The following is a 23,166-nucleotide window of genomic DNA, read 5'->3' on the forward strand; positions in this document are numbered from 1 at the left end:
TTTACATTTACCTACGGTGAAGAATTGGCAACACTTTTGGGTATCTCTAAAATTGACCCTGAGAACGTCATCCAATCACCTCGATTATTGGATAAATAATCGCTAGTTTTTATCATAAACAAAGTATAAATTTCTAATTATCTTTTTATATTTTCTTAAATGCTCGTAAAGCCTTATTCTATGTGCTTTCGAGTATTTTTACTGTAGGAAGATACTTCACGTTTCTTTGCATATTTCCTCATGTCTTAGCTGTCAGAAGTGGTAAATAAGTAGTAAATTCATTTGTACTACTAAGCAACAAGACGCTCCTGTTGCTTCTCTTTATTCAAGCGTTTCATTTCTGCCATTGCAGAATCGAATGTTGCATGTGCGTAATAGTTCAGCGTCATGGCTATATTAGCATGTCCCATAATGTACTGTAATGCCTTTGGATTCATTCCTGCATTTGCATAGTTGGTACAGAATGTATGTCGCAAACTATGTGGAGTGATGTGTGGCAATTTATCCTCGTTATACTTATTGTATTTCTTAACAAGACCTTTCATCATGCCGTTGTAATCACTTGCCACTTTTGGATAGTTCTTTCTATTAAGAAAGAGGAAATCACTATATCCATCAATCTCAACACGCTTATCATTCTTTCGATTCGCTAACACTCGCTTAAATGCTTGATAGGCTTCTTCAACCATAGGAACTTGACGTTCGCCACTTTTGGTCTTTGGTGTTTCAATGTAGTACCCAATTTCAGTATCTCTCAATAGCTGATGGTCTATATTGACAAGACGATTCTCAAAATCTAAATCTGGAAGTGTCAAACCACCAAACTCTGAAATACGAAGACCTGTTTTTAAGAGTATCAGAATTTCATCATAATTTTTGCTGTAGGTTTTATCAGCTTTTGCAAAGGCTAACAGTTTTTCTTCCTGTTCTTCTGTTAGTACGGTCTTAGGGACAGTATCATCATCAAGAACTGCTTTCAGTTGAAAGTCAAATGGATTCTTCCGAACACAATCATCTTGTATAGCAATATAGAATGAAGCCTTTAAAGAACGTTTGTAGTTATTGATGGTTTGATAAGCATAACCATTTTCACTCATTCTAATAGCCCATTCTTTAGCGTCTGATGGCTTAATACTGTCAATACTTCTTACACCTAACTTGTCTTTCTTCAAAATATCCATAAGATATTTGCGTCCAGTTTCAGTGTTTTTTCTAACCTTTGGTCTTTGAGCGTTCTGTTTTGCGTAAAGCTGGCAGAGTGTCATTTTCTTTCCTACAACATCAATACCATCATGAATGTCTTTCTGTAACTCTGCGATTTTCTCTCTAAGTGAGATACAATCACGCTTTCCTGCTGGTACTCGGTCTGTAGCCACAAGTTTCCACGAGTAAACAAATTGCGGTTCTCCAAATGAATCTATATATTTGTATAAGTATCTTCCGTCTTTTCGTTGGCTCTCTCCAGTCTTTAAGATTCGACCTTTATTGTCACGTCTTTTTTCTGACATGGCATTTGCTCCTTTCCTTTATGGAAAGAGCCTTGATACGACTTAATACTATTTTATCATATACAAGACCCTTTGGCGACGCTAGATTGCGTCCAATGTATCTATAATTTTTTCAAATTGTTTTCGTTTAATCTGAATACGATTGCCATTCATAATCAGCCAATTTGCATTTTTATTTTCCTCTGCCAAGCGTCGTAGCTTGTTTTCGCCAATACGAAAATATTTTGACGCTTCTTCAATGGTTAGGGTATAACGTTCCCAAATAGGAATGTCAGTCTGCTTCATAAAATCCTCCTTTCCAAATCACTTATTTGGATTTCATAAAAGTTGTTTTACCAGCAATCGAACAGCTTTAGCAAAGCTCACGGGAGTTCCACCCCTGCATGGTTCTCATGTAGCCATACTCATTGCCTGCGACGGTTTTATCACGCTCGGACTATTGACTGTATGGGAGTATCATTATCACGATAAGAATGTCGTTGCAGGCAATCCTGCTAAAGATTGCTTCTCGGATCACTAACATGAATCGCTCGCTATCTTTATAAGATAGGTCATGGCGGTTAGTTCCGTTGGCTCTTTTCTTATCGAAACGTATTCGATTACTTTTATTCAGTTTTCAAAGAACAATGGCTCGTTAGCCTATCAAAACACATTGAAAGCTCAATATGCTTTGGTGGAATAACAAACCTCCCTGTTCGGGAAGCGTGGAATGGTTTAGCACGCTTCCACGAAAGGAGAGAGGATATTACTTAATTTCAAATGACAAAATCTTTGTAATCAGTCTGGTTTCCATTCTTCCACGTAAGACTTCATCAACGACCATACTTTGATTGCCATATTCATCTTTCATAAGTCGTAGGGAACGCTTCGTTATGTACCCTCTGTAATGATGTAGAATCTGGTTAATCGCTTCGGTATCGCCATCTGTTGCCTTTACAATGAGAGGAAAGGGAATCATAGGATATTGTGTTTTCATTCTTCAAATTCCTCCATAAACTTTTTAATTAAGGCTAGTCCACTGGTTCTATGCCGATAGACAGTAGAACGGTTCAATTTCAACAGGTCTGCAATTTCTGAATCGCTCATGTCCATAAAGTAAAACAGCAGTAGAATTTCACGTTTCTTGTCTGGCAACTCACGTAATGCTTCACTCAACAAATCATTTTCAACGCCTACTGATAACCCATTGAGTGTAAAAATCTGAAAGTCAGTTGAATAGTTATCTGTTGTCGCAAACTGGCTAACAAGATAATCGCCAACATCCGAAAAGGACACCTCACGCTTTGCAATCCTTGAAAGATAAAGCATATAATTCTTTCGCTCGTCTTCCATAGCACGTTTACAGATATAGTCAAACTGATTTTCTATTGTGGTCTGAAAAGAAGATGGTTTCATGTTTCTCACCCCCTTTCTGTCTAGGAAAGGAAGTGAGCCTTGCTCGTTTATCTCCTTTCACTCTTAGTCCCAATGTGAAAGGGGGATTTGTTGCATTACTGATAAATAAACTTTGTAAAAAAGTTCTGAATAGCCAAAAAAGCATATAAACAGATTTATTTCTCTGTTTACATGCTTCTGTTATTCTATCTATATGATTTATAAAACCACATTGGTGGACGTACTTATCTATTGCAGATAGACGACTTTTTTTGACAAGAACCCAATGTAAGGAAATTTATTGTATATGATGTACTTCATGGCGACGTTGACCTCCAACAAACCGCCATTTGGAAGTAATATACAATATTTTAACAGCGTAAATAGCACTACCATATAACGGTTTTTTTTATTGGCGTTTAGTAGTGCTTTTTATTAAATATAAACCTATAAACCATATAACACGTTTTTCTATACCTGTTTTTAATTCAGTAGGAACAATAAAATGTATAGAGGTGGTCTACTATGCGTAAAAAAGAAGATAAATATGATTTTAGAGCCTTTGGTTTAGCCATTAAAGAAGCTCGATTGAAACGAGGTTTAACTCGTGAACAAGTGGGAGCATTGATTGAAATTGACCCACGGTACTTAACTAATATTGAAAATAAAGGGCAACACCCCAGCATACAAGTTCTTTATGACCTTGTATCGTTACTTCATGTTTCCGTTGATGAATTTTTCTTACCTGCTAATAACTTGGTAAAAAGCACCCGACGATTACAGATAGAGAAATACATGGATAGCTTTACAGACAAAGAACTATCCTTAATGGAATCTTTAGCCAGCGGTATCAACGAAGCAAGAAACATCGAAGACTAATTAAAAGAATCCATACATAACGGAAAGAGCCGATAAAATGAGATTGTATTAATCTCATTTTATCGGCTCTGCGTCTTTGCGTCTGGCTCTGTAATCACAGTTACTTTGAACTGCTTTATTTCAATTAAATTTTCTTGTCTGCATTTCGGACAATAGAGGGGGAATTTTTTTAATTCAGTATCTTCCCTTATCTTTAATCGTGTTTTATTTCCACATACAGGACACAATATCCACTTGTAGTTTTTATTAATTTTTTTATATTGCATCATTCGGCGAAATCCTTGAGCCATATCTGACAAACTCTTATTTAATTCTTCGCCATCATAAACATTTTTAACTGTTAATGTGAGAAACAACCAACGAACTGTTGGCTTTTGTTTAATAACTTCAGCAACAACCTTTTGTGACTGAATGCCATGTTTCATTGCTCTCCTCCAGTTGCACATTGGACAAAGCCTGGATTTACAAAACCACACTCGATACAACTTTCTTTCGCCTGTTTCACGATTTTGTTTATACTCTAATATTTCAGCACAATCTTTTACTCTTTCAGCCTTTTTAAATTCAAGAATATGCAGAAGTTCAAAGTAATCAACATTAGCGATTTTCTTTTCTCTCCATGGTCTCACTTTTCCACTTTTTGTCTTGTCCACTAAAACCCTTGATTTTTCATCTGAATAAATGCTACTATTAGGACACATAATATTAAAAGAAACCCCCATCTATTTAGTTATTTGTTTGGTCACTTATAACTTTAACAGATGGGGTTTTTCTGTGCAACCAATTTTAAGGGTTTTCAATACTTTAAAACACATACATACCAACACTTCAACGCACCTTTCAGCAACTAAAATAAAAATGACGTTATTTCTATATGTATCAAGATAAGAAAGAACAAGTTCAAAACCATCAAAAAAAGACACCTTTTCAGGTGCTTTTTTTATTTTATAAACTCATTCCCTGATCTCGACTTCGTTCTTTTTTTACCTCTCGGTTATGAGTTAGTTCAAATTCGTTCTTTTTAGGTTCTAAATCGTGTTTTTCTTGGAATTGTGCTGTTTTATCCTTTACCTTGTCTACAAACCCCTTAAAAACGTTTTTAAAGGCTTTTAAGCCGTCTGTACGTTCCTTAAGGAATTCCTTAGTGCTTTCATAGATTAAACTCACATCACGCTTTAAATCGCTTATTTTAGACTTTAAAGACTTGTTTTCTTCAAGCAACTCATTATAATCATTTACATTTTCATTAAATCGCTCTACAAGACCACTATATTTTTCTTTAACTTGCCCATGTTCTTTACTTAATTTTTTATATTCTCTCGCCATATCAGTACTCATGAGATTTCTAACATGCTGTTTTAACCTATCGTTATCTCTCGCAGCAGTCACTAAGTTTTTATAATCACGCTCCGATATAACAACATTTTTGGTTGGTTTCTTTTCTGTTTTCATTATTTCTTTTCCCAAACCAAACATGGACTTTTCACCCGTTGGCACTTCAACACTTTTCATGTGTCGTTTCGCTGGTACTTCTAAATCTGATTTAACTTTATCGCTATAAGCAGTCCATTCATCTTTTTTAACTGCTAAATTTTTTTCTAGAAAATCAATCTCTTTTTCCAAAGTTTGTTTTTTAAATTTAGCTGTCTCAATATGTTTACGGTCAGAGCCACGTTCACCACGCTTCAACTCAAAACCCTGTTTTTTCATATGCTCGGGGAATTTATCTTGTAGCCATAACAGTTCTTGACGATTAAACACATTTTTTCCTTGCAGTTTTCCATCACGCATAGGCACAACACCTAAATGCATGTGAGGGGTTTGCTCATCATTATGAACTGTTGCATAAGCAATATTTTGCTTGCCATATCGTTCGGAAAATAATTTATAACTTTCCTCAAAAAATCGTTTTTGTTCTCCTGGATCCAGTTGCTCAAAAAAATCTCGGTCAGATGTTACTAGCAACTCATTTACAAGAACAGCATCTTTCCTCGTTTTTCTTGTACCTGTTTTTTGTGATTCAATAATTTCTTTGACACGTTCGTTGTAATCAATATTTTTATCATTTTTCAAATCATAATTTTCACGTGTTCGCTCATGGTCAATATCATCATTCGTTCTACTTTTTCGCTCTCTTTGATTATGAAATTGCATGCCTTTTAGTCCAGCTGATTTCACTTTTTGCATTCTACAAACTGCATAACTCATATGTAAATCGCTCCTTTTTAGGTGGCACAAATGTGAGGCATTTTCGCTCTTTCCGGCAACCACTTCCAAGTAAAGTATAACACACTATACTTTATATTCATAAAGTGTGTGCTCTGCGAGGCTGTCGGCAGTGCCGACCAAAACCATAAAACCTTTAAGACCTTTCTTTTTTTTACGAGAAAAAAGAAACAAAAAAACCTGCCCTCTGCCACCTCAGCAAAGGGGGGGTTGCTCTCGTGCTCGTTTAAAAATCAGCAAGGGACAGGTAGTATTTTTTGAGAAGATCACTCAAAAAATCTCCACCTTTAAACCCTTGCCAATTTTTATTTTGTCCGTTTTGTCTAGCTTACCGAAAGCCAGACTCAGCAAGAATAAAATTTTTATTGTCTTTCGGTTTTCTAGTGTAACGGACAAAACCACTCAAAATAAAAAAGATACAAGAGAGGTCTCTCGTATCTTTTATTCAGCAATCGCGCCCTTTAATGGAACAAAAAGATTTGAATTCCTGTTATAAAAAAAGGATCAATTTTGAACTCTCTCCCAAAGTTGATCCCTTAACGATTTAGAAATCCCTTTGAGAATGTTTATATACATTCAAGGTAACCAGCCAACTAATGACAATGATTCCTGAAAAAAGTAATAACAAATTACTATACAGATAAGTTGACTGATCAACTTCCATAGGTAACAACCTTTGATCAAGTAAGGGTATGGATAATAAACCACCTACAATTGCAATACCTGTTCCCTCTGATAAAAAGCTGGTAAAGTTAAGCAAACTCATTCCAGCACCAGCTTCCTGCTGTTTCAAGCTACTTGAAACAATTGTTGATATAACTGTTTTGGTGAACGAAAGCCCACCATAAACAAATACGATTATAATTGTCATGAACCATGATGTTGTTTCTAAAAGAAAGGAAGCAGTTAAAAAGCTAACAGAAAGAAATGTAACTCCGATGTTTAACACGTATAAAGGACCTCTTCTATCAACAAGTATCCCACCAATGTAGCCGAAAATAATGACACTCATTGTTCCAGGGAAAATAATTACACTTCCGATTTCGGCAGTACTTAGCTGGTGAACATCTTTCATCATATAAGGAACCATAGAGACAAACCCTGCTACTGTTCCAAATATAATTCCCCCACAAAGAACTCCAATCATAAAAGGTATATTTTTCCCTAATCCGGGATCAACAAAAGGATCTGTTACTTTCCTGATATGTTTTACAAATATCAGGAATGACAGCACGCTAACGATAAGAAAAGAAATGCTATATGATGTTGTAAACAACATAAAAAATACAATGCCTACAGACATTAGTATAATTCCTTTGATATCAAAATGACCTTTTATCCTTACTTCTTTCTTTAATAATTTCATAAGAAACGGAACAGTAATAATTGTTATCATAGGAATGAGTAGAAGATAGGACCAATGAATATAATGGGCTATCATTCCACCAATCGCTGGACCGACTCCTTCTCCCATGGCTACTATCGATCCAATAAGACCAAATGCTTTACCCCTATTTTCCTTTGGAATATAGCGCGCAACTACAACCATTACGAGTGCTGGAAATGCAGCTGCACCAGCCCCTTGAATAAAACGAGCCATAATAAGTAAGGAAAAGAAAGAATGGCCAACAAACCCAATTAACGACCCGAAACAATTTATTATAATTCCAAATAGGAGTAACCTTTTGATGCCTAATTGATCAGATAGCTTTCCATATACAGCTGTTCCAATGGAAAAGGTTAACATAAAGGCTGTGTTCACCCAGTTTGTACTCGCAGGTGGTTTATTAAAATCATTTGCAATATCAGGTAATGAGACGTTCAAAACCATTTCATTTAATACGCTAAAAAAAGATAAAATGCAAAGCCAAATTAAAATTTGGTTGTGTCGTAAATTCGATTGTGCCCTGTTACATTCATTACACTTCATAATTAATTCCTCCTAAACTTGATTAAAACATTTTACCACATATAAACTAAATTTTAAATTCAGTATTTCATCACTTATACAACAATATGGCCCGTTTGTTGAACTACTCTTTAATAAAATAATTTTTCCGTTCCCAATTCCACATTGCAATAATAGAAAATCCATCTTCATCGGCTTTTTCGTCATCATCTGTATGAATCAAATCGCCTTCTTCTGTGTCATCAAGGTTTAATTTTTTATGTATTTCTTTTAACAAACCACCATAGGAGATTAACCTTTTACGGTGTAAACCTTCCTCCAAATCAGACAAACGTTTCAAATTCTTTTCTTCATCATCGGTCATAAAATCCGTATCCTTTACAGGATATTTTGCAGTTTCGTCAATTGCCGATTGTATATCCGATTTATATTTATTTTTCGGTCGAATCATTTGAACTTTTACATTTGGATCATAGTCTAATTTCATTGCCTTTTTCCAAAATTGAATCCATTGTTTTTGATTCACGTAGTTTTCTGTATTCTTAAAATAAGTTGGTTCCACACATACCAATACATGCATGTGCTGATTATAAGAATTATCTTTATTATTTATTGTCACTTCCGTTGCACGCATAAAACCAACAAGATTTATAATAACTATCTCCTCCTTTACACTTTAATTCAAATCTTTATTAAAAAATATTTCATCTTATTTAACAAGAAACCATATTTATATAACAACATAAAATACACTAAGTTATTTTATTGAACATATATCGTACTTTATCTATCCGACTATTTGGACGACGGGGCTGGCAAACAGGTTCACCGGTAGTAACATGGTACCCTTTTAACTCTGTTAAACAAACACTACGTCCATTTGTAAAGAAAGTTAAATCACTACGATATTCTTGAATACACCGAGCAGGGATTTCTCCACTAAGAATGACCTCATTATTTTTCAATTGAGTGTCTACGATGTTCGCACAATATTTAGGAGCATCGTTGTATGCTCGTGAAAGATATTCCTGTGGCGCATAAATTTTAAAACTAAGATATGGCTCTAACAATTCTGTTCCAGCTTTTTTTAAGACTTGTTCCAATACAATAGGAGCAAGCATCCGAAAATCTGCTGGGGTACTAACAGGGCTATAGTATAAGCCATACTTAAAACAGATTTTACAGTCCGTCACATTCCAACCATACAATCCTTGTTCGCAACCATAGCGTATCCCTTCCATAACTGCATTTTGAAATGATTGATTTAAGTATCCAAGAGAAACCGAGCTCTCATACTGCATTCCACTTCCCAACGGAAGCGGTGATACAGATAAACCAATGGAAGCCCAGAAAGGATTTGGCGGCACTTCGATGTGAATGGTATATTCTGCATTTTTTAACGGTCTCTCCATATAAATGACTGTAGGCTCTTTTAGTTCTATCTCCACATGATACTTTTCTTGCAACAGTGCACTAATCACTTCCATTTGTACTTTCCCTAAGAAAGAAAGTATAATTTCATGTGTCGTAGAATCCACATAATATTGTAGAAGCGGGTCACTGTCGGAGATTTCTAAAAGTGCATCAAGTAACATTTCCCTTTGTTGAGGTTTGCTCGGTTCAACAGTTGTTTGCAGCAGAGGGAGCGGATTTTCAATTCTCTCTCTCTGTGGCAATAGCTTTGTATCTCCAAGAACACTATTTAGCTTCAAAAACTCATTTTGCAAAATAACAATTTCCCCGGAATAAGCCTTATCAATTTTACATAATTCACCATTTATTGAAGTATACATTTCTGTAATTTTTATTTTTTCCTTTTCCGATATTCTAACCGAATCCCGCAAATGCAGGATTCCGCCATAAAGGCGTACATATGCAAGACGTTGTCTTTCTTCCGAATATTCAATTTTGAAGACATTTCCGCAAAGTTCAGACTTCTTTCTGTATGTTGATGAATAAAATTTATTCGTTATCACTTCTATAAGCTGCTCAATCCCTATGTTGCTTTTTGCGCTTCCATGATAAACAGGGTACAAGGAGCAATTCTGAAATCTTCTGATTTCCTCTTGTTCGAGTTCTAATGCTTCTAATGATTTACCGGACATATATTTCTCTAAAAGGTCATCATTTCCTTCTATTACCACATCCCATTGCTCAGGTTCCGTACAGCTCATCACACACATATTAGGGTGCAGCTCTACTTTCTGTTTGATTATAATTTCCATAGAAAGTTTCTCTTTAATATCCTGATAAACCGTTGATAAATCAATTCCATTTTGGTCAATCTTATTGATAAAAAAGATTGTGGGAATCCCCATTTTCCTAAGTGCATGAAATAATATACGAGTTTGTGCTTGTACGCCATCTTTTGCAGAAATCAGTAGAATTGCCCCATCTAAAACTGATAATGAACGATATACTTCTGCTAAGAAATCCATATGTCCTGGCGTGTCTATGATGTTCACCTTCGTATTTTCCCACTGAAAAGAGGTTATTCCTGTCTGAATTGTAATTCCTCTCTGACGTTCTAAAAGCGTATTATCCGTCCTCGTTGTACCTTTGTCCACGCTTCCTAATTCTGTAATCGCTCCACTGTTATATAATAAGCTTTCTGTTAAGGTAGTTTTTCCTGCATCAACATGAGCTAAAACTCCAATATTAATAATTTTCATGTGATTTTCCTCCATTCAAAAACCCAAAAGGGCATAAAAATCCCAGTGATAAATACTTTTATCACTGGGATTTTTATGCATAACCATAGGTATACAAAGCATACAGATATTCTCTGGATACTTTAGAATCACATGATAAAGGTATTCTTAAACTGGGTACAAAAAACTAAGCCCTCCTAAAAAAGGACATCTAATTATTTGTTCCTGCTATCAAATTGACAGTTTATTTAAGAATACCTTGCCGCATATTTATTAACTCCTTTTAAATAGTCACTTAAATAATAGCACGTAAGAGCATATTTGTAAAGGAATCTCCAATTTTTTATCAAAAAGAGTACATGATTACAAAGTATCTGTAATCATGTACCAATATTTGTTATTTTACAATCTTCCAATTACTCCCGTTCTTTTCAAGTACCAAATCAAATTGAGATACCTGCGTTGCTTTGGTCTGCTGGTCGATATACTCCACTGTCAGCGATACCGTGACTTGATTATCCTTACGATTGTGAATAGGATTTACCAGTTCTTGAAAGATGTACTCTTTTCCGATTGGTTTTAATATCCCGTCATTCACATAGTAGGAAAGTTCACTGGCTGTCGCTGTAGGATAGAGCTTGAAGAACGTCGTTAAAAACTCATTGATTTCATTGGTTGTAATGGAATCAACCGTCCCCTCACTTTCAATGGCTTTTGGTTTATAACTTGATTTCTTAGGTATGTTGGTAATGGTCGGATTCTTAACCAGTACCATATTTCCAGAACCATCTACATAGACACTCACTATATAAGCAGAGTGGACGGTCTTTGTATTTTCTCCCTCTGTAATGAGCTGGTCTACACTGTAGGTTACATTAAACTCATTGTCGCCAGTTGGCTCTACCGTCCATATCTGAAATCCTCTTACAGAAGACGATACAGGAATATCTTTGCGTACTGTATCAACATTGAGAGCTTGAAGTTCATCTGTCAGATAGCCTTTTAGACTTTCCATTCGATTATCAATGGACTTATCGGATTGCTCCCATGAATAGTAGACTTTCGCAAAGTTCTCTACAAAATTTTCTACATGATGAGTATCAACGTATTCCTTTTCTATGATAGTTGTTTCGTGAATAGTATGAGTATCTATAGCTGTAAAGTGCTTGAATATCGCAAAGCTGAAACTAAGCCCTAAAAGTACCCACAAGGCAATCACAACCTTTTTATGAGGATTGACCTTATAGACACGAGGTTTCTTTTCCTTTGGTATCTGTTTTTCTTTATTCTGATTTTTTCTAAATTTCATCATTAAATCTTCCTTTCTCATTGTTTGATTCGTCCTGCTCCCACTAAATGCTGTTGCCAGTAGGGGCTTGTTAAGTCGGCATAACCGATTGGGTCGCCTGCATGAAACATACGGTTATTGCCAAGGTATATCCCAACATGAGTAATATAAGAGCCAGCGTTATAGGTAGAATGAAAGAAAACCAAATCGCCAGCTTGTGCTTCCGATAGTGGGATATGCTGGGTCACATCATATTGCTGTTGTGCGGTTCGTGGTAAGTTAATTCCAGCTTTTCCATACGTCCATTGTGTCAGTCCGCTACAATCAAAAGAAGTAGTCGGGGAAGCTCCACCTTAAACGTATCGCCAGCCCTCATATTTCAGTGCTTCGTCCATGATGGCTTGTACCGTATCATCATCAAACTCTGTTGTGACAAGATACTGCGTTACCAGTTGCACATAAAACATATTGCCATAGTTGTATCGCCAGCCCCCATTGATAGGTATGGCTATGGGATTGGGGTAAGACACTTTTTCGCCACCTGAATACTCTTTTGAGAAACTTTGAGCCAGTTCAAAGGTATATTTATTTCCACGATTAGCCACATACCCTAAGAAACCACCACCATAATTGTAGGACTGGATAACCGATTCTAAATCTACACTGAGCCTTTCGCTACTGGCTAATAATTCACTGAAATACTTCACACCTTGCTTAATGGATTCTTCTGTACTCAATGAATTAGGTGGAAGACCGAGGGATTCCGAGGACTGCATAACATCTTCCGCAGTACCGCCCGATTCCACCTGTATAATCGCAAGAAGTATGTTGACATATTCTTCAACGCCATATTCTTTGGCATATTTTTCTACCATAGGCTTATGAGCCAGCACTTCTGCGGAAACATTCACACCTCCATAATGAATATTGGAAATTCCGCTGTCCTGTTCATCTGAAAATAAAATGGCAACAAACAGAAGCAGTGAGAAGACCATCAAGAATAGCCCAGAACCACCAATCACTAAAGTTTTCAACTTCATGGTTTCTTACCGACTTTCTTAATGGTGGCGGTTTTGATTGGTGGTCTACTTCTTGTATTTTGTAGTGGTACTCTTTGAACAGTAGACGGACGTTCTTTTGTGATTGGACGTTGTGAAGTTCTATCTGCTGTAGTGGTTGAAGTTGCTGGCTTTTGAACGGTTTTTTCTTGAACGGTATTGCCTTGGCGTTCCACTTTTGGACTTGAAAAATCGGACTTAACTGCTGGACGCTCTTGTTTGGCTTGTTGAGATTCCTTATATGAAGTCTGAATATTAGACTGTTTTGAGGTCTGTTCATCATGATATTGTTCTTGTCTTGTAGTCGGTCTTTCATGAACAGAAGAAGCAGGCTGTTTTTTCTGTTTGACCTGTTCCATTTCAGAGCGACGCTTCGCAATGGTTTTTCGCCTTTGTTCCTGCTGTTCCTTGCGTCCACTGGCTCTGTCCGCTTTGGTTTGAGAAATACTACTGGTTAAATCACGGACATTCTCTTTTACTTTGGATTTTCCTTGATATACTGCATATCTTGCATTGGTCGGCAAATCTTTAACCTGTTCTTTCAAACCACTAGCAGTGTCTACCATTCTGTCTTTGGTATCAGCTACTGTACCGATGGTTTGACCGATACGTTTTCCAAGTGTTGATTTTTCCTTTCCGTCTGGTCGGGAGTGATCTGCTTGTGTCCTTGCAGAACTCCCCGAACCCGACTGTCCTTTTTTACCTGTAACAATGGCAGACCCAGCCCCTAGAGTAGTCATGGAACGTCCAAGTTTCCGCTGTAGACGGTGCATGTGAGCGTGCATAAGCATACGAGGTTTTCTCATCACACGACTTCCCACACTTTGAGAATCGTTACTCTGTAGAGAAAACATACTCATTAAATCGCCCAGCTTGAAGTAGATTCCTGCAAAGGTCACAATCTGTAGAAAAGCAATCAAAAAGAACGGATAACCAGCCGATAAGGTATAGAGCATGGTTGAAATACTAAATGCTGTCGTAATAATCAATGTGATTCCAGCTCGTGTCAAAATGGTATTAAAGAGCTTTGTTATGGCTCGTTTTGACATACCATCAAATGATGGAATCATGCTTAAAATAAAGCTCACAGGCAGAAACATAGCATAGATGATAAAAAGTACCTGCGAGAAAATCATGATTCCTGTTAATAGGAATACAAATATGGAAATCCCAATATTGAAGACAAATAGGAAGAAGACTGTACCTAAACGGTTAATGGTCTTTGTAATGGTTAGATTGGTATTGCTTCTGTCTTCAATTTCTTCCGCAACAATTTTTTCTCTGTCTTCGCCATTGTTGGAATCTGGGCTGGTGGAGAGCAGGCTTTCCACACGGTCAATACCGATACTTTCAATGTCTGAACTGTTGTATTGAAGCAGTAGCCACGGTTGCTGAACCTGTATGGAAAACAGGCTATCTCTGATTAAGTCCACGCTGTCCTTGCCTTGACTATCGGAATGGGGCATGACAATCTTCGTGCCAAGTGATAAACTGGCATTACTGATGTCTGATGAAAAGTCATTGATTTTTTTAATGTAGTCGGGAGCGTAGGCAATAAAGGAAGCCGATAGGATAAACACCAGCACAAAATTCATAATGGCATGAATTGCCTTTGTGGTTTCTCTCTTTATCAGTCCCGTATAGGCAACATAAACCCCAAGAACCAAAATCAAGAGTAAGAGGAATCCAACATAGAAACCCTCTGTTGAAAATCCGTTTGCACTCACACCAGCTAAGGTCTGCATATTCTTACCAATGGAATCTGCTGTAGCGGAAATGAAGTCTAAGGAATAGGCTTCCTGTACTAAGTAACCTGTCGCATTGGAAACATACAAACTGATTGTCCAAATAAAATTGGTAATGGCATATAGTCCATACATGACCTGTTTTCCAATCCCGTCCGACCAGTTCCACGGAAGCCAGCCCCAGCTATTATCCACATAAAAATCCAGTTGATAGTTTTCAAGTGGGTATCGGCTGTATTCATTTGCCACATTGACCGTATCATCTACCAAGCCCGCAGCTTGAACCACCGTTCCCAGCATGGCTAAAAGAAAAATGGCAATCACAAGTGTGAAAGCCACTGTCATTGCCACTTTACCTAGACGTTTCAGCGTCCAGTTTGATTTTATTCTGTTTACTATTGATGGTTTCACATTTACACCTCTTTTCGCACAGGTGGTCTGGTATCAAAGGCATGGAGCAGTTCTTCAAATACAGGGTGGAACTGTATCACACCGACACGACCATATAAATCACTGATAAGGCATTGCCCGTTTTCCAAATCACGCAATCGCTTCTGATTGTTTTCGTCCTCTGGGTCTACACCAAAAAAGGCTAAGGTCTTTTTAATCTCGTTAAGGTCAGTGGAACGAAATGCAAATTTTAAGCCGAGGTTATTTTTCAGTTTTTCATCTAAGAGGTCGTCTGTATTTTGGGTCACGAAATATACCCCAGCGTTCATAGCACGACCAGCCCGAACCAGCTTCATAGATAGTGTTTTTCCTTGTGCTACCTGTAAAAAGCTCCATGCTTCGTCTAAATCTACAATCTTGAAAATGCTTCGGTCTGTATGGATAAAGTCTAAAGCAAAGGTACTAATGACAATCAGCATAGCAACGGATAAAAGCTCCATAGTGGTATATTCCTCAAAGGAAGTTTCCTTGTCGGGAAGTACCAAGTCCGCAACCTGTATAATGTTCAGTTGTTTTTCTAAGCTGATAGACTGCTCCACATAACCATTACTGAATAATAAATGTGCAAAGTCATAGTCTGTAAAACTTTCGATATGGTCGGCTATACTGGTACTTAGTGGCGTATTCTCAACCCGTAATTCCTCAATCACTTTCATCAACCCTCGTACTTCACTATTGGTTACTGCACGAATGGCTTTTCTAAGGATTGGGAAGCGTTCCCCATCACGAGAGGAAATCCCCGTAAGGAATGTCAGAATATCAATAGCCAGTGATTCAGAATCTTTGGGATTTTTCATAATCACATAAGGGTCAAGTAAGCCTTTGTTTTTCTCATCAGAAGTCAGAGTGACGATATTGATTTCATGGGAAATCTCTGGCAAGGTTTCTTTCCATCTGCCACGTTCTGCTTTTGGGTCTACAATCACTGCTTGTGCCCCATAAAGCACCGCATAATAGACGATAAGGTTATTCGCAAAGGATTTACCACCACCCAGCGAACCAACAAAAGCCGACGCTAACGCATTGGTTACTGAACCCTTAACCCCTTGACTGGCAAGAGCAGGTTTCAGATAGACATTGCGTCCAGTATCTAAGCTGTAGCCAACATAAATCCCCTCATTTTCCCCCAGCATTTGAGTAGCACCAAAACCTAAACCAGCGAGGAAATCAGAGGTCACGTATTGAATATAATCATTCATATAACGCTTGCTGGCAGGTAAAAATTCTTCATGTAAGCCGAGCATATCCCCAAATGGTCGTACCAGTTTTACGCTTAAATCGTCATAAAAATCTTTCACTTCATTACAACGACGTTTGAGTTCGTCAAGATCATTTGCTGATACCCTTACCACATAAGACAGCTTGTACATAGATTCCTTGCTTTGGTCTAAATTGGTTTCCAGCTCATTCACACTTTCCAGAGCTTCCGCCACATTGGAGCTGGTTTCATTATCACTTTGCCAAGCGTGGTTATCCAAGTCTTTCAGTTCTTTCTTTTTATTGCGGACAGTAGATAGGGCTTTACGATTCGCTACAATTTCCACATTCATTGACGTATCAATCGGGAATGTAAATTGCTGTTGCTGGTAGTAGAAGATTTCAGAGGACGGGAAGTCCAGTTCTCCGACAATGCTGTTAATGGTAAAGTAAGCTACATAGACGGTTTCATCTTCCTGCTGGATTTTCAAATATCGCTGTTTTTCTTCCACCAAACAGCGAGTAGGCTTAATCAAGTCATAGTATTTAATCAGCGTTTCATTATCCAGCTTTTTCTTTGATAGATGGTACTCATACTCTTCATAGGCAGTGCCTGTCTGTCCGTAAAGGTGTTCAATCAGATAGCCGAAGTCGTCCTTATCTAACCTGCGGATTTTGAAACGACGAGAGATTTTATTTTCTAAGAGCTTTTCCATCTTCTGAAAACGCAGGATTTCATCATTACTCATACTAACAAAATCGCCCATCAGCTTATGGTTCACATCATAGACAAAATCAGACAAAGCATTTTTTGCTTCAACGGTAAGACTTTTCATAGAAAACTCCTGATCGTTGAGAAGCAACTTAAAGCCGATAAAGAAACGGTAGTTCACTTGATTTTCGCCAATCATGGATATTAAAGCGTCTGTCTGTTGGTCGATTTTGTCATAGGCAACCGCTTTGAGCTTGCCAGTGACTTCATTTTTGGAACGCTCTTGTGCAGAACGTATGCTGGATTCTGTACTGATTTGTAAAGCATGAATTTTGCCATCACGATTTTGTGCGATAAGCTGTCTGAAAGAATCATGCACTTGTATTTTCTGTTCTGGACTTAGAAATGAGTAATTGTAAGGAACAAGCTCATAGTAAGCATAACATTCCCCGTCTTTATTCCAGACGAGATTGTTTTCAATGTATTTAATTGGATATGCCATAAAATTCACTCCTAACTGCTGTAATGGCTTCTTGTGGCTGGTTTCTGCCAAGCGTTACTTTTTTTCCTGCATAGGTCAGCTTTGGTCGCAGTGCATAAGCAATGACAGACTTCAAAAATCCATAAGGCTTTTTACCATCAAAAGTTTTTGTAGACATAAACCATGTGAAAGCCACAGGAATCCCAAAGTATTTGAGAAATGCTCCCTCTATCATGGAAAGAGGGGGCAAGTTGCCAAGTATCATCACTGCAAAGAGTGACACGACAAACCATGTCATTTGCGTAAAGGTTATGGGAAACGGAAGTCTAAAATCATTGATAGAATACAGTACCTTTTCCACAGACCAGATACTGGTATAGCTTCGTATTTTCTTCATGTAATCAATCCTTTCATAAAAAATAGGGGTAGCTGATTGAGCCACCCCGTAAAATAGAAAATCTGCCAGTAGTAATGTACCGACAGATTTAATAGACGATTTCAAAAATCCCATGATTGGTTGAGATAAACGTTCCTGAAAGGTCTAAATCCCGACCATAGGCTTGATAATCAATATAGTTTTGAAGACTAGCTGGTACTTCGCCTAAAGCACCCGTTTCTTCAATGTAGTAGCGTGCCACGTCATACATATCATCACAATCGGAATGAATGATAATATCCTCTTGATGTTCGCTTAGTTCTTCAATGCTTGAAAAATGAGTGAGCAGAGCAGATAGCTCCGATTGTAATTCTTCGGGTAATTCCGATACCATTTCCCATAGTCGATTGAGTTCGCCAATGGAAGTGTATTCGTCAACCGTAAAGGGTAACTCGTAGTCATGAATGGCGTATTCCTCATATTCATCATTCAAGCCGATTTTCTCTTTGACTTCCTCAAAGTCAATGGGAAAGGTAAACCACGCACCGACCAATTCGCCCTCATTGTATTTGCCTAAATTCGCAATATAGACTTGCATATCGTCCATATATTCACGTCCTTTCTTTGTAGAGATTCAAAAATCCCTACCGCACTTCGTTTGGTGTACCATTCCTTTGCGGAACATAAGAAAACCACTTATATTCCACAAAAGAACGGTTTTATTTAAGCACCAATAATGCGATTGAATAGCTCTAGTAAAATGTCTTTTACTCCAGCAGCGTTGAAGACTAAGCCAACCGCAATAATCGCAATAATTAAAAAGCCAATCAGTTTGCTAAACTCACGCTTGAAGCCAAGATACAAGCCAATCACAACGATTGCTAAAAGCACCAGTGATTGAGCGTTTGATAGAAACCAGTTATAAAGGTTTTGTCCAAAATTCATAAAAATGTTCTCCTCTCTATATTCAATGAATTTGTATTTGAGTTATTTTTTTGTTGTTATCACGTCCTGTTCTTTTACTGACTGTTGCTTCAAAATCTGCTTGTGTCGGTCTGTCAGTTTCGCATGGTCGAGAATGTCTTTTACAACCTGCGTCTGGTTGATTTCATCAAGTTTAATCGCAACCTTTAAGGTCGGGGCAACTTGATGAGATAGCCAGTTCAGCGTCCTTTGGAAGGAGTAAGGCTCTGGTTTTGTGGTTAGTTTTAATCGTTCACGATTGTTCCCAATAAACCAAGCCCATTCTTCATTCAGTTTCCAATCAGAACGAGGTTTGGAATCGTCTTTATCTACAAAACGGATATACCGATTGATAATTTTAAAGGCGGTATGCTCTGGATTGTCATAGACGAGTAAATCACGGACTGCATAATAGGCACGCTCATTTTTCAATCGAATCTCAAAACGGTTTTTTACTTCTGCGTCTTCAATGGGAATATCATTTTTCTTGTACTGCTCGTAGTCCTTTTCATAGATACAGAAATAAACTTCACTTTGTAATGAACCGATATAGAGGGTGTTTCCCATACATTCCTTTTCCTCTTTGCGTACCAGTTCGCCACTGCGATAGCTTTTAAAACTGCGGAAGACGGAGATACATTCTTCCTGTTGGCACTTTTCAGTGAGTACAGGGATATTTAAAATCCCTGTCTTATCGTTAATGGCAAGGTCAAGGCGTTTCATCACACCGCCAGCCACCAAAACGTCCATAAAGAACTCATACCAGCTTCTTTGTTGTGCCAGAAGATAGCTTTCAAATTGTCTGCACCCACGACCTTTCAATTCCACCAGAACTCCTTTGTCCAGTTCATGGGAGCAAAGGACGAATATGTCGCCTAAAGCATAATGCTCTGAATAAGAATAGAAACCATAGTCCTCATGAAGAAAATAGGACAGTTTCAGTTGTAAGATGTTTTCGACCACCTGCTGTACGTCTGTTGTCGGAAAGCGAATTCTTACATAATCAAACAGCATTTCAAGGGGAGCGTCGGGATTGAAGCGTTCCAGAGCTTCCCAAAGGGACTGCTGTAAATCCTCTGATGGCTTGACTTTTCCTGTTTCAATATCGCTTAGATACTGCCTTGTAATACCAGTCGCAACAGCTAAACGGTTTTGAGATAGTCCATAAGCCAAGCGTTTTTCTTTTAAATGCTGTAACCAAGTTTGTTCATTCAGTAAAAATCCCTCCAATCAAAAAGGCGTATGTCAACTTTTAAAGCCCATTTGACATACGCTGAAATTTTGTAAATCCCTTGTAACCAAAGGATTTTCTAATGTTTTTTTGACTGTTTCCTGTCGATTTGTACCCCCCTGTTAGATACGGGGGGTTAAGTGCTGGCGTGGCTATTGCCACACCAGCCAGCAAGATCAGTCCACACCTGCGACTTCCGCTTCGCACGTCGCCTGCGTGGACTGTCTGCTGTTGGATAACTTTTTAATTTCCTCCAAGAAATCATATCCTTTTGGTACAAGGGGAGTATAAAACTCTGATATGACACTTGTTCCTACATCAACATAGCCACGACCTTTGATTCGCTTTAAGAAGAAATCCTTTTGTACGTCACTGCCAAACATCATGCCATAGCCCATTTCAGACATACGACCTAAAGCCACTCTGAAATTAAACTGATCACGGATTCCGTCGCCTAAATATTTTGCGTCTGGACGTTGACAAGCCAGTATTAGAAAGAAGCCAGCTTGACGACCTAACATGACAATCTGTTTCAGCTTATTCATAACTGCGGTGTTTTCTTTTGTTCCCAGCATTTCCATGAAAGCGACGTATTCATCAAAGATTAAGAAGTGTGCCGGGAGACCTAAGTAAGCATAATTTTTGCCAGTCTTATAGTTCTTCATCTGCTTCATTTCCTCACTACGTTTCATCATTTCTTCATAGAATGTTTCAATGCAAGAAAGCAAGTCTTCTTTTCTATAGTAGACATTTGCCATCACAGAACCTAAGTCCGCAAGATCAGCATTTTTCGGGTCAAGAATATACAGTTTTGAATCTGTATGAAGCAAGGCTTCAATCAGTGTCAGTATAAAGTAAGTTTTACCGCCACCTGTACCACCAGCAATCAACATATGAGGGAGCTTATCATATTCCCACCATACGTTTTTCATTAAGCGAAGTTTACCATCTTTAGCTTCTACTTCATCAATAGAAATACGACTGGCTATGGTGTCATAGAGCAAAGTATATTCCACATAGGAATCCTTTAACTCTTTATCCGTCAGCTCACAGTACAAGCCACTCTCTAATTTCTTTTCCAAGTGTAAGAGTTGGTCTTGATATTTTCCCAGCGTGATTTCCACCCGTATCTGTATCAAGCCATTTTTAAGTCGATAATACATTTTAGGGAAGTAGGTTATCTTTTCCTTTGTACGACCAGCACTATCTTTAAAGAAACCCTCTGTTTTGACCTGTTCAGATTCATACCACTTGTTTTCAAGTATCATCTTTGCCAGTTTTTGACGGTGGTAAAGTTGTTTAACCGTATCATAGCGAACCCGTTTGAATACAAACGCTACCAGCAAGCAGATAAGAATTGCGACACTGAAACTGATAATTAAATAGGGAATGTCAATCTTATCTGCTTGTGATAGGTTAAAATCCTGCCAGTTGATCTGCTGGATTGTCTTCACATGAAACAGTCCGACAACCAGCAGGAAAACAGGCAGGAGTGACGCTATCGTAAAATGAAAGACTAAATCTTTACCAGATGGGCGAATCCTTTTACCACGCTGTTTCATGCGAAAAAGTCTCCTTTCTACCTAGCGACTATTTGTCTTGTGTCGGTTCTTTCTTTGCTTGTGGTTGAGCTTTGAATGAACTAGAATCCTTTGTCAGCACAATATCGTCTGCCTTGATATACCAGTCAACATCTGCTCCTTGATAGGTGGCAGTAGCAACGGTGTCCGCAATGGGATTGATAAGTTCCACCCGTGCGTTATAATCAAACTCTTTCAAAGGCACGCTGGCAGGAATACTTACTTGAATCATGCGTCCTTGTCCTTTGGATTTTAAGTCATAGGTACGTTCCTTGATTTCATCTGAAACCGACCCGTCTTCATTTTGGATTCTCACTTCACGACGTAGAGCAGAGAATTTCAATTCTCCAAAAGTCGTGTCTTTATCTAATACAATGCCATTTGCTAATCTCATCATTTTTCCTCTCTTTCTTTATTCTTTTATCATGTCGTCAGCATGTAAAAGGTAATTTGTAAAACCACGAGTGCCGATTTTGTAGCCCTCTGCGGTAATACGTGGATTGACTAACTTCACACGTTCCTCAAAGCCGAAATGTTTTTCGCCAGCTTCAGCAGGAAGCACCACCACAATATCATCTGCTCTTTGAACATCAGAATAGAGATTATAGCTTCTTGATAAGACAGTTAGCCGTCCGTTGATTCTTCGCTGAACGACTTTATCCTCGCCAGCAAATTCTAAATTGCCGAATGTTTTTTCCATGTTGGGAATCACAAATTTAAGTTCCATATTTTTACCTATCCTTTCTTTTTTATTGGCTGAATGAATGTTTGATGGTCTTAAAGAGTGGGGAACGACCTTTTGATTCTTGATTTTTTGTTTTCATAAGTTCACTTCCTTTCAAAATCGGGTAAAAAAATAGACACCTCATTTTTTGAAGTGTCTACCTATTAAATATTCAAATTTTATTGGAAGTATCTTTATATCTTCACTTTTCAAGGATAAATCGTCGTATCAAAGCTCATTCATAAGTAGTAAATTAGTAGTAAATTGAGTGGTTTTGACCTTGATAAAGTGTGATAAGTCCAGTTTTTATGCGGATAACTAGATTTTTATGCTATTTTTATAATAAAAATTTATCAAAAATAGAAAGGAACTTGTCCCAGCCAAAATTCCAGATAGCTAGAACTTACTTTGAGACGTCTCAGAGCCAGTAACTTTAGTGTACTCTTTTTTTCAACATTTTCAATACTAAAACTCACTATTATCAACATTTTTAGTCAAAAACAGAACTTAGTCTGAGACTAAATTCTGTTGGCGTTATACAGTTTTCTCAGAGTAACTTCTGGAAGGAAGGGAACTAGAACTTACTTTGAGAATTTACCTGAAAGTTCTATGTAGATACTAAAGCATAATAATATCGCTGAATCAGTCAATCAGGCACTTAGGTTACTATTGGCTAATTTCAACTTGAAATTTGTTTTTTTTCCCATTCCTTCTTCTCTTTGCTATAACCTATATAAAAAGAAACTGAACAGAACTTTTTATGATACTTCTGCCCAATTTCTTAATTTGATTAACATAATGTTAGTGACTAGCT

At 37.7% G+C, this 23,166-nt stretch carries 22 protein-coding genes and 4 pseudogenes; 3 read left to right on the forward strand and 23 right to left on the reverse strand.

From position 1 onward, the window contains the following. Positions 1-290: 290 nt before the first annotated feature. Both K5Q29_RS09180 and K5Q29_RS09185 read right to left on the reverse strand, forming a co-directional pair. Positions 291-1,508 (reverse strand): tyrosine-type recombinase/integrase, encoded by a 1,218-nt coding sequence (locus tag K5Q29_RS09180; protein WP_001291561.1) that lies wholly within the window; start codon positions 1,506-1,508, stop codon positions 291-293. An 81-nt stretch (positions 1,509-1,589) separates the two neighbouring features. Further along, positions 1,590-1,793, reverse strand: a complete 204-nt coding sequence (locus tag K5Q29_RS09185; protein ID WP_000814511.1) for an excisionase — start codon at positions 1,791-1,793, stop codon at positions 1,590-1,592. Here K5Q29_RS09185 and K5Q29_RS10795 point away from each other — a divergent pair. Continuing rightward, a complete protein-coding gene (locus tag K5Q29_RS10795; protein WP_001845478.1) occupies positions 1,777-2,028 on the forward strand; it encodes a hypothetical protein in 252 nt (83 codons plus the stop codon). The genes K5Q29_RS09185 and K5Q29_RS10795 overlap by 17 nt on opposite strands. Before the next feature lie 225 nt (positions 2,029-2,253). On the opposite strand, the gene K5Q29_RS09190 is transcribed toward K5Q29_RS10795, so the two are convergent. Both K5Q29_RS09190 and K5Q29_RS09195 read right to left on the reverse strand, forming a co-directional pair. Then, positions 2,254-2,484, reverse strand: a complete 231-nt coding sequence (locus K5Q29_RS09190; protein ID WP_000857133.1) for a helix-turn-helix domain-containing protein — start codon at positions 2,482-2,484, stop codon at positions 2,254-2,256. Then, complete coding sequence (locus tag K5Q29_RS09195; RefSeq protein ID WP_000804885.1) at positions 2,481-2,903, reverse strand: sigma-70 family RNA polymerase sigma factor; 423 nt, start codon at positions 2,901-2,903, stop codon at positions 2,481-2,483. Before K5Q29_RS09195 ends, K5Q29_RS09190 begins: the two co-directional genes overlap by 4 nt. A 504-nt stretch (positions 2,904-3,407) precedes the next feature. On the opposite strand from K5Q29_RS09195, the gene K5Q29_RS09200 reads away from it, so the two are divergent. Continuing rightward, the gene (locus K5Q29_RS09200) at positions 3,408-3,761 is read left to right on the forward strand and encodes a helix-turn-helix transcriptional regulator (RefSeq protein WP_001227347.1); all 354 of its coding nucleotides are present in this window, start codon (positions 3,408-3,410) and stop codon (positions 3,759-3,761) included. Between the two features lie 59 nt (positions 3,762-3,820). On the opposite strand, the gene K5Q29_RS09205 is transcribed toward K5Q29_RS09200, so the two are convergent. The 3 genes and pseudogenes from K5Q29_RS09205 to mobV form a co-directional block, all read right to left on the reverse strand. After that, positions 3,821-3,988, reverse strand: coding sequence for a cysteine-rich KTR domain-containing protein (locus K5Q29_RS09205; RefSeq protein ID WP_000336323.1), 168 nt, complete (start codon positions 3,986-3,988; stop codon positions 3,821-3,823). 12 nt (positions 3,989-4,000) lie between these two features. Next, a pseudogene (locus K5Q29_RS09210) lies at positions 4,001-4,462 on the reverse strand (protein rep); the annotation flags it as partial. 244 nt (positions 4,463-4,706) lie between these two features. Continuing rightward, positions 4,707-5,969 carry a MobV family relaxase gene (mobV, locus tag K5Q29_RS09215; RefSeq protein ID WP_000119405.1) on the reverse strand — a complete coding sequence of 421 codons (1,263 nt, stop codon included), beginning with the start codon at positions 5,967-5,969 and terminating at the stop codon, positions 4,707-4,709. 130 nt (positions 5,970-6,099) lie between these two features. Between mobV and K5Q29_RS10800 the strand changes: the two genes are divergently transcribed. After that, positions 6,100-6,483: a hypothetical protein gene (locus K5Q29_RS10800; protein ID WP_238138908.1), complete on the forward strand. Its 384-nt coding sequence runs from the start codon at positions 6,100-6,102 to the stop codon at positions 6,481-6,483. Between the two features lie 48 nt (positions 6,484-6,531). Here K5Q29_RS10800 and tet(L) read toward each other — a convergent pair whose 3' ends face one another. From tet(L) to K5Q29_RS09300, 16 genes and pseudogenes are all read right to left on the reverse strand, one after another. Beyond that, a complete protein-coding gene (gene tet(L) / locus K5Q29_RS09225) occupies positions 6,532-7,917 on the reverse strand; it encodes a tetracycline efflux MFS transporter Tet(L) (RefSeq protein ID WP_105134809.1) in 1,386 nt (461 codons plus the stop codon). 103 nt (positions 7,918-8,020) lie between these two features. Further along, a pseudogene (locus tag K5Q29_RS09230) lies at positions 8,021-8,545 on the reverse strand (protein rep); the annotation flags it as partial. A gap of 103 nt (positions 8,546-8,648) precedes the next feature. Further along, entirely contained in the window at positions 8,649-10,568 is a 1,920-nt protein-coding gene (tet(M), locus tag K5Q29_RS09235; RefSeq protein ID WP_001574275.1) for a tetracycline resistance ribosomal protection protein Tet(M), read from the reverse strand. A gap of 15 nt (positions 10,569-10,583) precedes the next feature. Beyond that, positions 10,584-10,631: pseudogene (locus tag K5Q29_RS10940) on the reverse strand (hypothetical protein); the annotation flags it as partial. A gap of 313 nt (positions 10,632-10,944) precedes the next feature. After that, positions 10,945-11,877 (reverse strand): conjugal transfer protein, encoded by a 933-nt coding sequence (locus K5Q29_RS09245; RefSeq protein WP_001224319.1) that lies wholly within the window; start codon positions 11,875-11,877, stop codon positions 10,945-10,947. After that, a pseudogene (locus K5Q29_RS09250) lies at positions 11,874-12,875 on the reverse strand (lysozyme family protein). Before K5Q29_RS09250 ends, K5Q29_RS09245 begins: the two are co-directional and overlap by 4 nt. After that, entirely contained in the window at positions 12,872-15,049 is a 2,178-nt protein-coding gene (locus K5Q29_RS09255) for a CD3337/EF1877 family mobilome membrane protein (RefSeq protein ID WP_000804748.1), read from the reverse strand. The pseudogene K5Q29_RS09250 and the gene K5Q29_RS09255 overlap by 4 nt, the downstream one beginning before the upstream one ends. A 2-nt stretch (positions 15,050-15,051) precedes the next feature. After that, the gene (locus tag K5Q29_RS09260) at positions 15,052-17,499 is read right to left on the reverse strand and encodes an ATP-binding protein (protein ID WP_000331160.1); all 2,448 of its coding nucleotides are present in this window, start codon (positions 17,497-17,499) and stop codon (positions 15,052-15,054) included. Next, positions 17,483-17,875, reverse strand: coding sequence for a conjugal transfer protein (locus K5Q29_RS09265; RefSeq protein ID WP_000723888.1), 393 nt, complete (start codon positions 17,873-17,875; stop codon positions 17,483-17,485). The genes K5Q29_RS09260 and K5Q29_RS09265 overlap by 17 nt, the downstream gene beginning before the upstream one ends. 88 nt (positions 17,876-17,963) lie before the next feature. Further along, the gene (locus K5Q29_RS09270) at positions 17,964-18,461 is read right to left on the reverse strand and encodes an antirestriction protein ArdA (RefSeq protein WP_000342539.1); all 498 of its coding nucleotides are present in this window, start codon (positions 18,459-18,461) and stop codon (positions 17,964-17,966) included. Positions 18,462-18,577: 116 nt separating this feature from the next. Further along, positions 18,578-18,799, reverse strand: coding sequence for a hypothetical protein (locus K5Q29_RS09275; RefSeq protein ID WP_001009056.1), 222 nt, complete (start codon positions 18,797-18,799; stop codon positions 18,578-18,580). Between the two features lie 42 nt (positions 18,800-18,841). Next, positions 18,842-20,047 (reverse strand): MobT family relaxase, encoded by a 1,206-nt coding sequence (gene mobT, locus K5Q29_RS09280; RefSeq protein WP_000398284.1) that lies wholly within the window; start codon positions 20,045-20,047, stop codon positions 18,842-18,844. 22 nt (positions 20,048-20,069) lie between these two features. Then, positions 20,070-20,222, reverse strand: a complete 153-nt coding sequence (locus tag K5Q29_RS09285) for a hypothetical protein (RefSeq protein ID WP_000879507.1) — start codon at positions 20,220-20,222, stop codon at positions 20,070-20,072. 2 nt (positions 20,223-20,224) lie between these two features. Then, a complete protein-coding gene (locus K5Q29_RS09290; protein WP_000813488.1) occupies positions 20,225-21,610 on the reverse strand; it encodes an FtsK/SpoIIIE domain-containing protein in 1,386 nt (461 codons plus the stop codon). A gap of 28 nt (positions 21,611-21,638) precedes the next feature. Further along, the gene (locus K5Q29_RS09295) at positions 21,639-22,025 is read right to left on the reverse strand and encodes a YdcP family protein (RefSeq protein WP_000985015.1); all 387 of its coding nucleotides are present in this window, start codon (positions 22,023-22,025) and stop codon (positions 21,639-21,641) included. Positions 22,026-22,040: 15 nt separating this feature from the next. Continuing rightward, complete coding sequence (locus K5Q29_RS09300; protein ID WP_000420682.1) at positions 22,041-22,355, reverse strand: YdcP family protein; 315 nt, start codon at positions 22,353-22,355, stop codon at positions 22,041-22,043. Between the last annotated feature and the right edge of the window lie 811 nt (positions 22,356-23,166).

The organism is Streptococcus sp. 2018037 (assembly GCF_019754195.1).
GTDB classification, from domain to species: Bacteria; Bacillota; Bacilli; order Lactobacillales; family Streptococcaceae; genus Streptococcus; species Streptococcus hashimotonensis.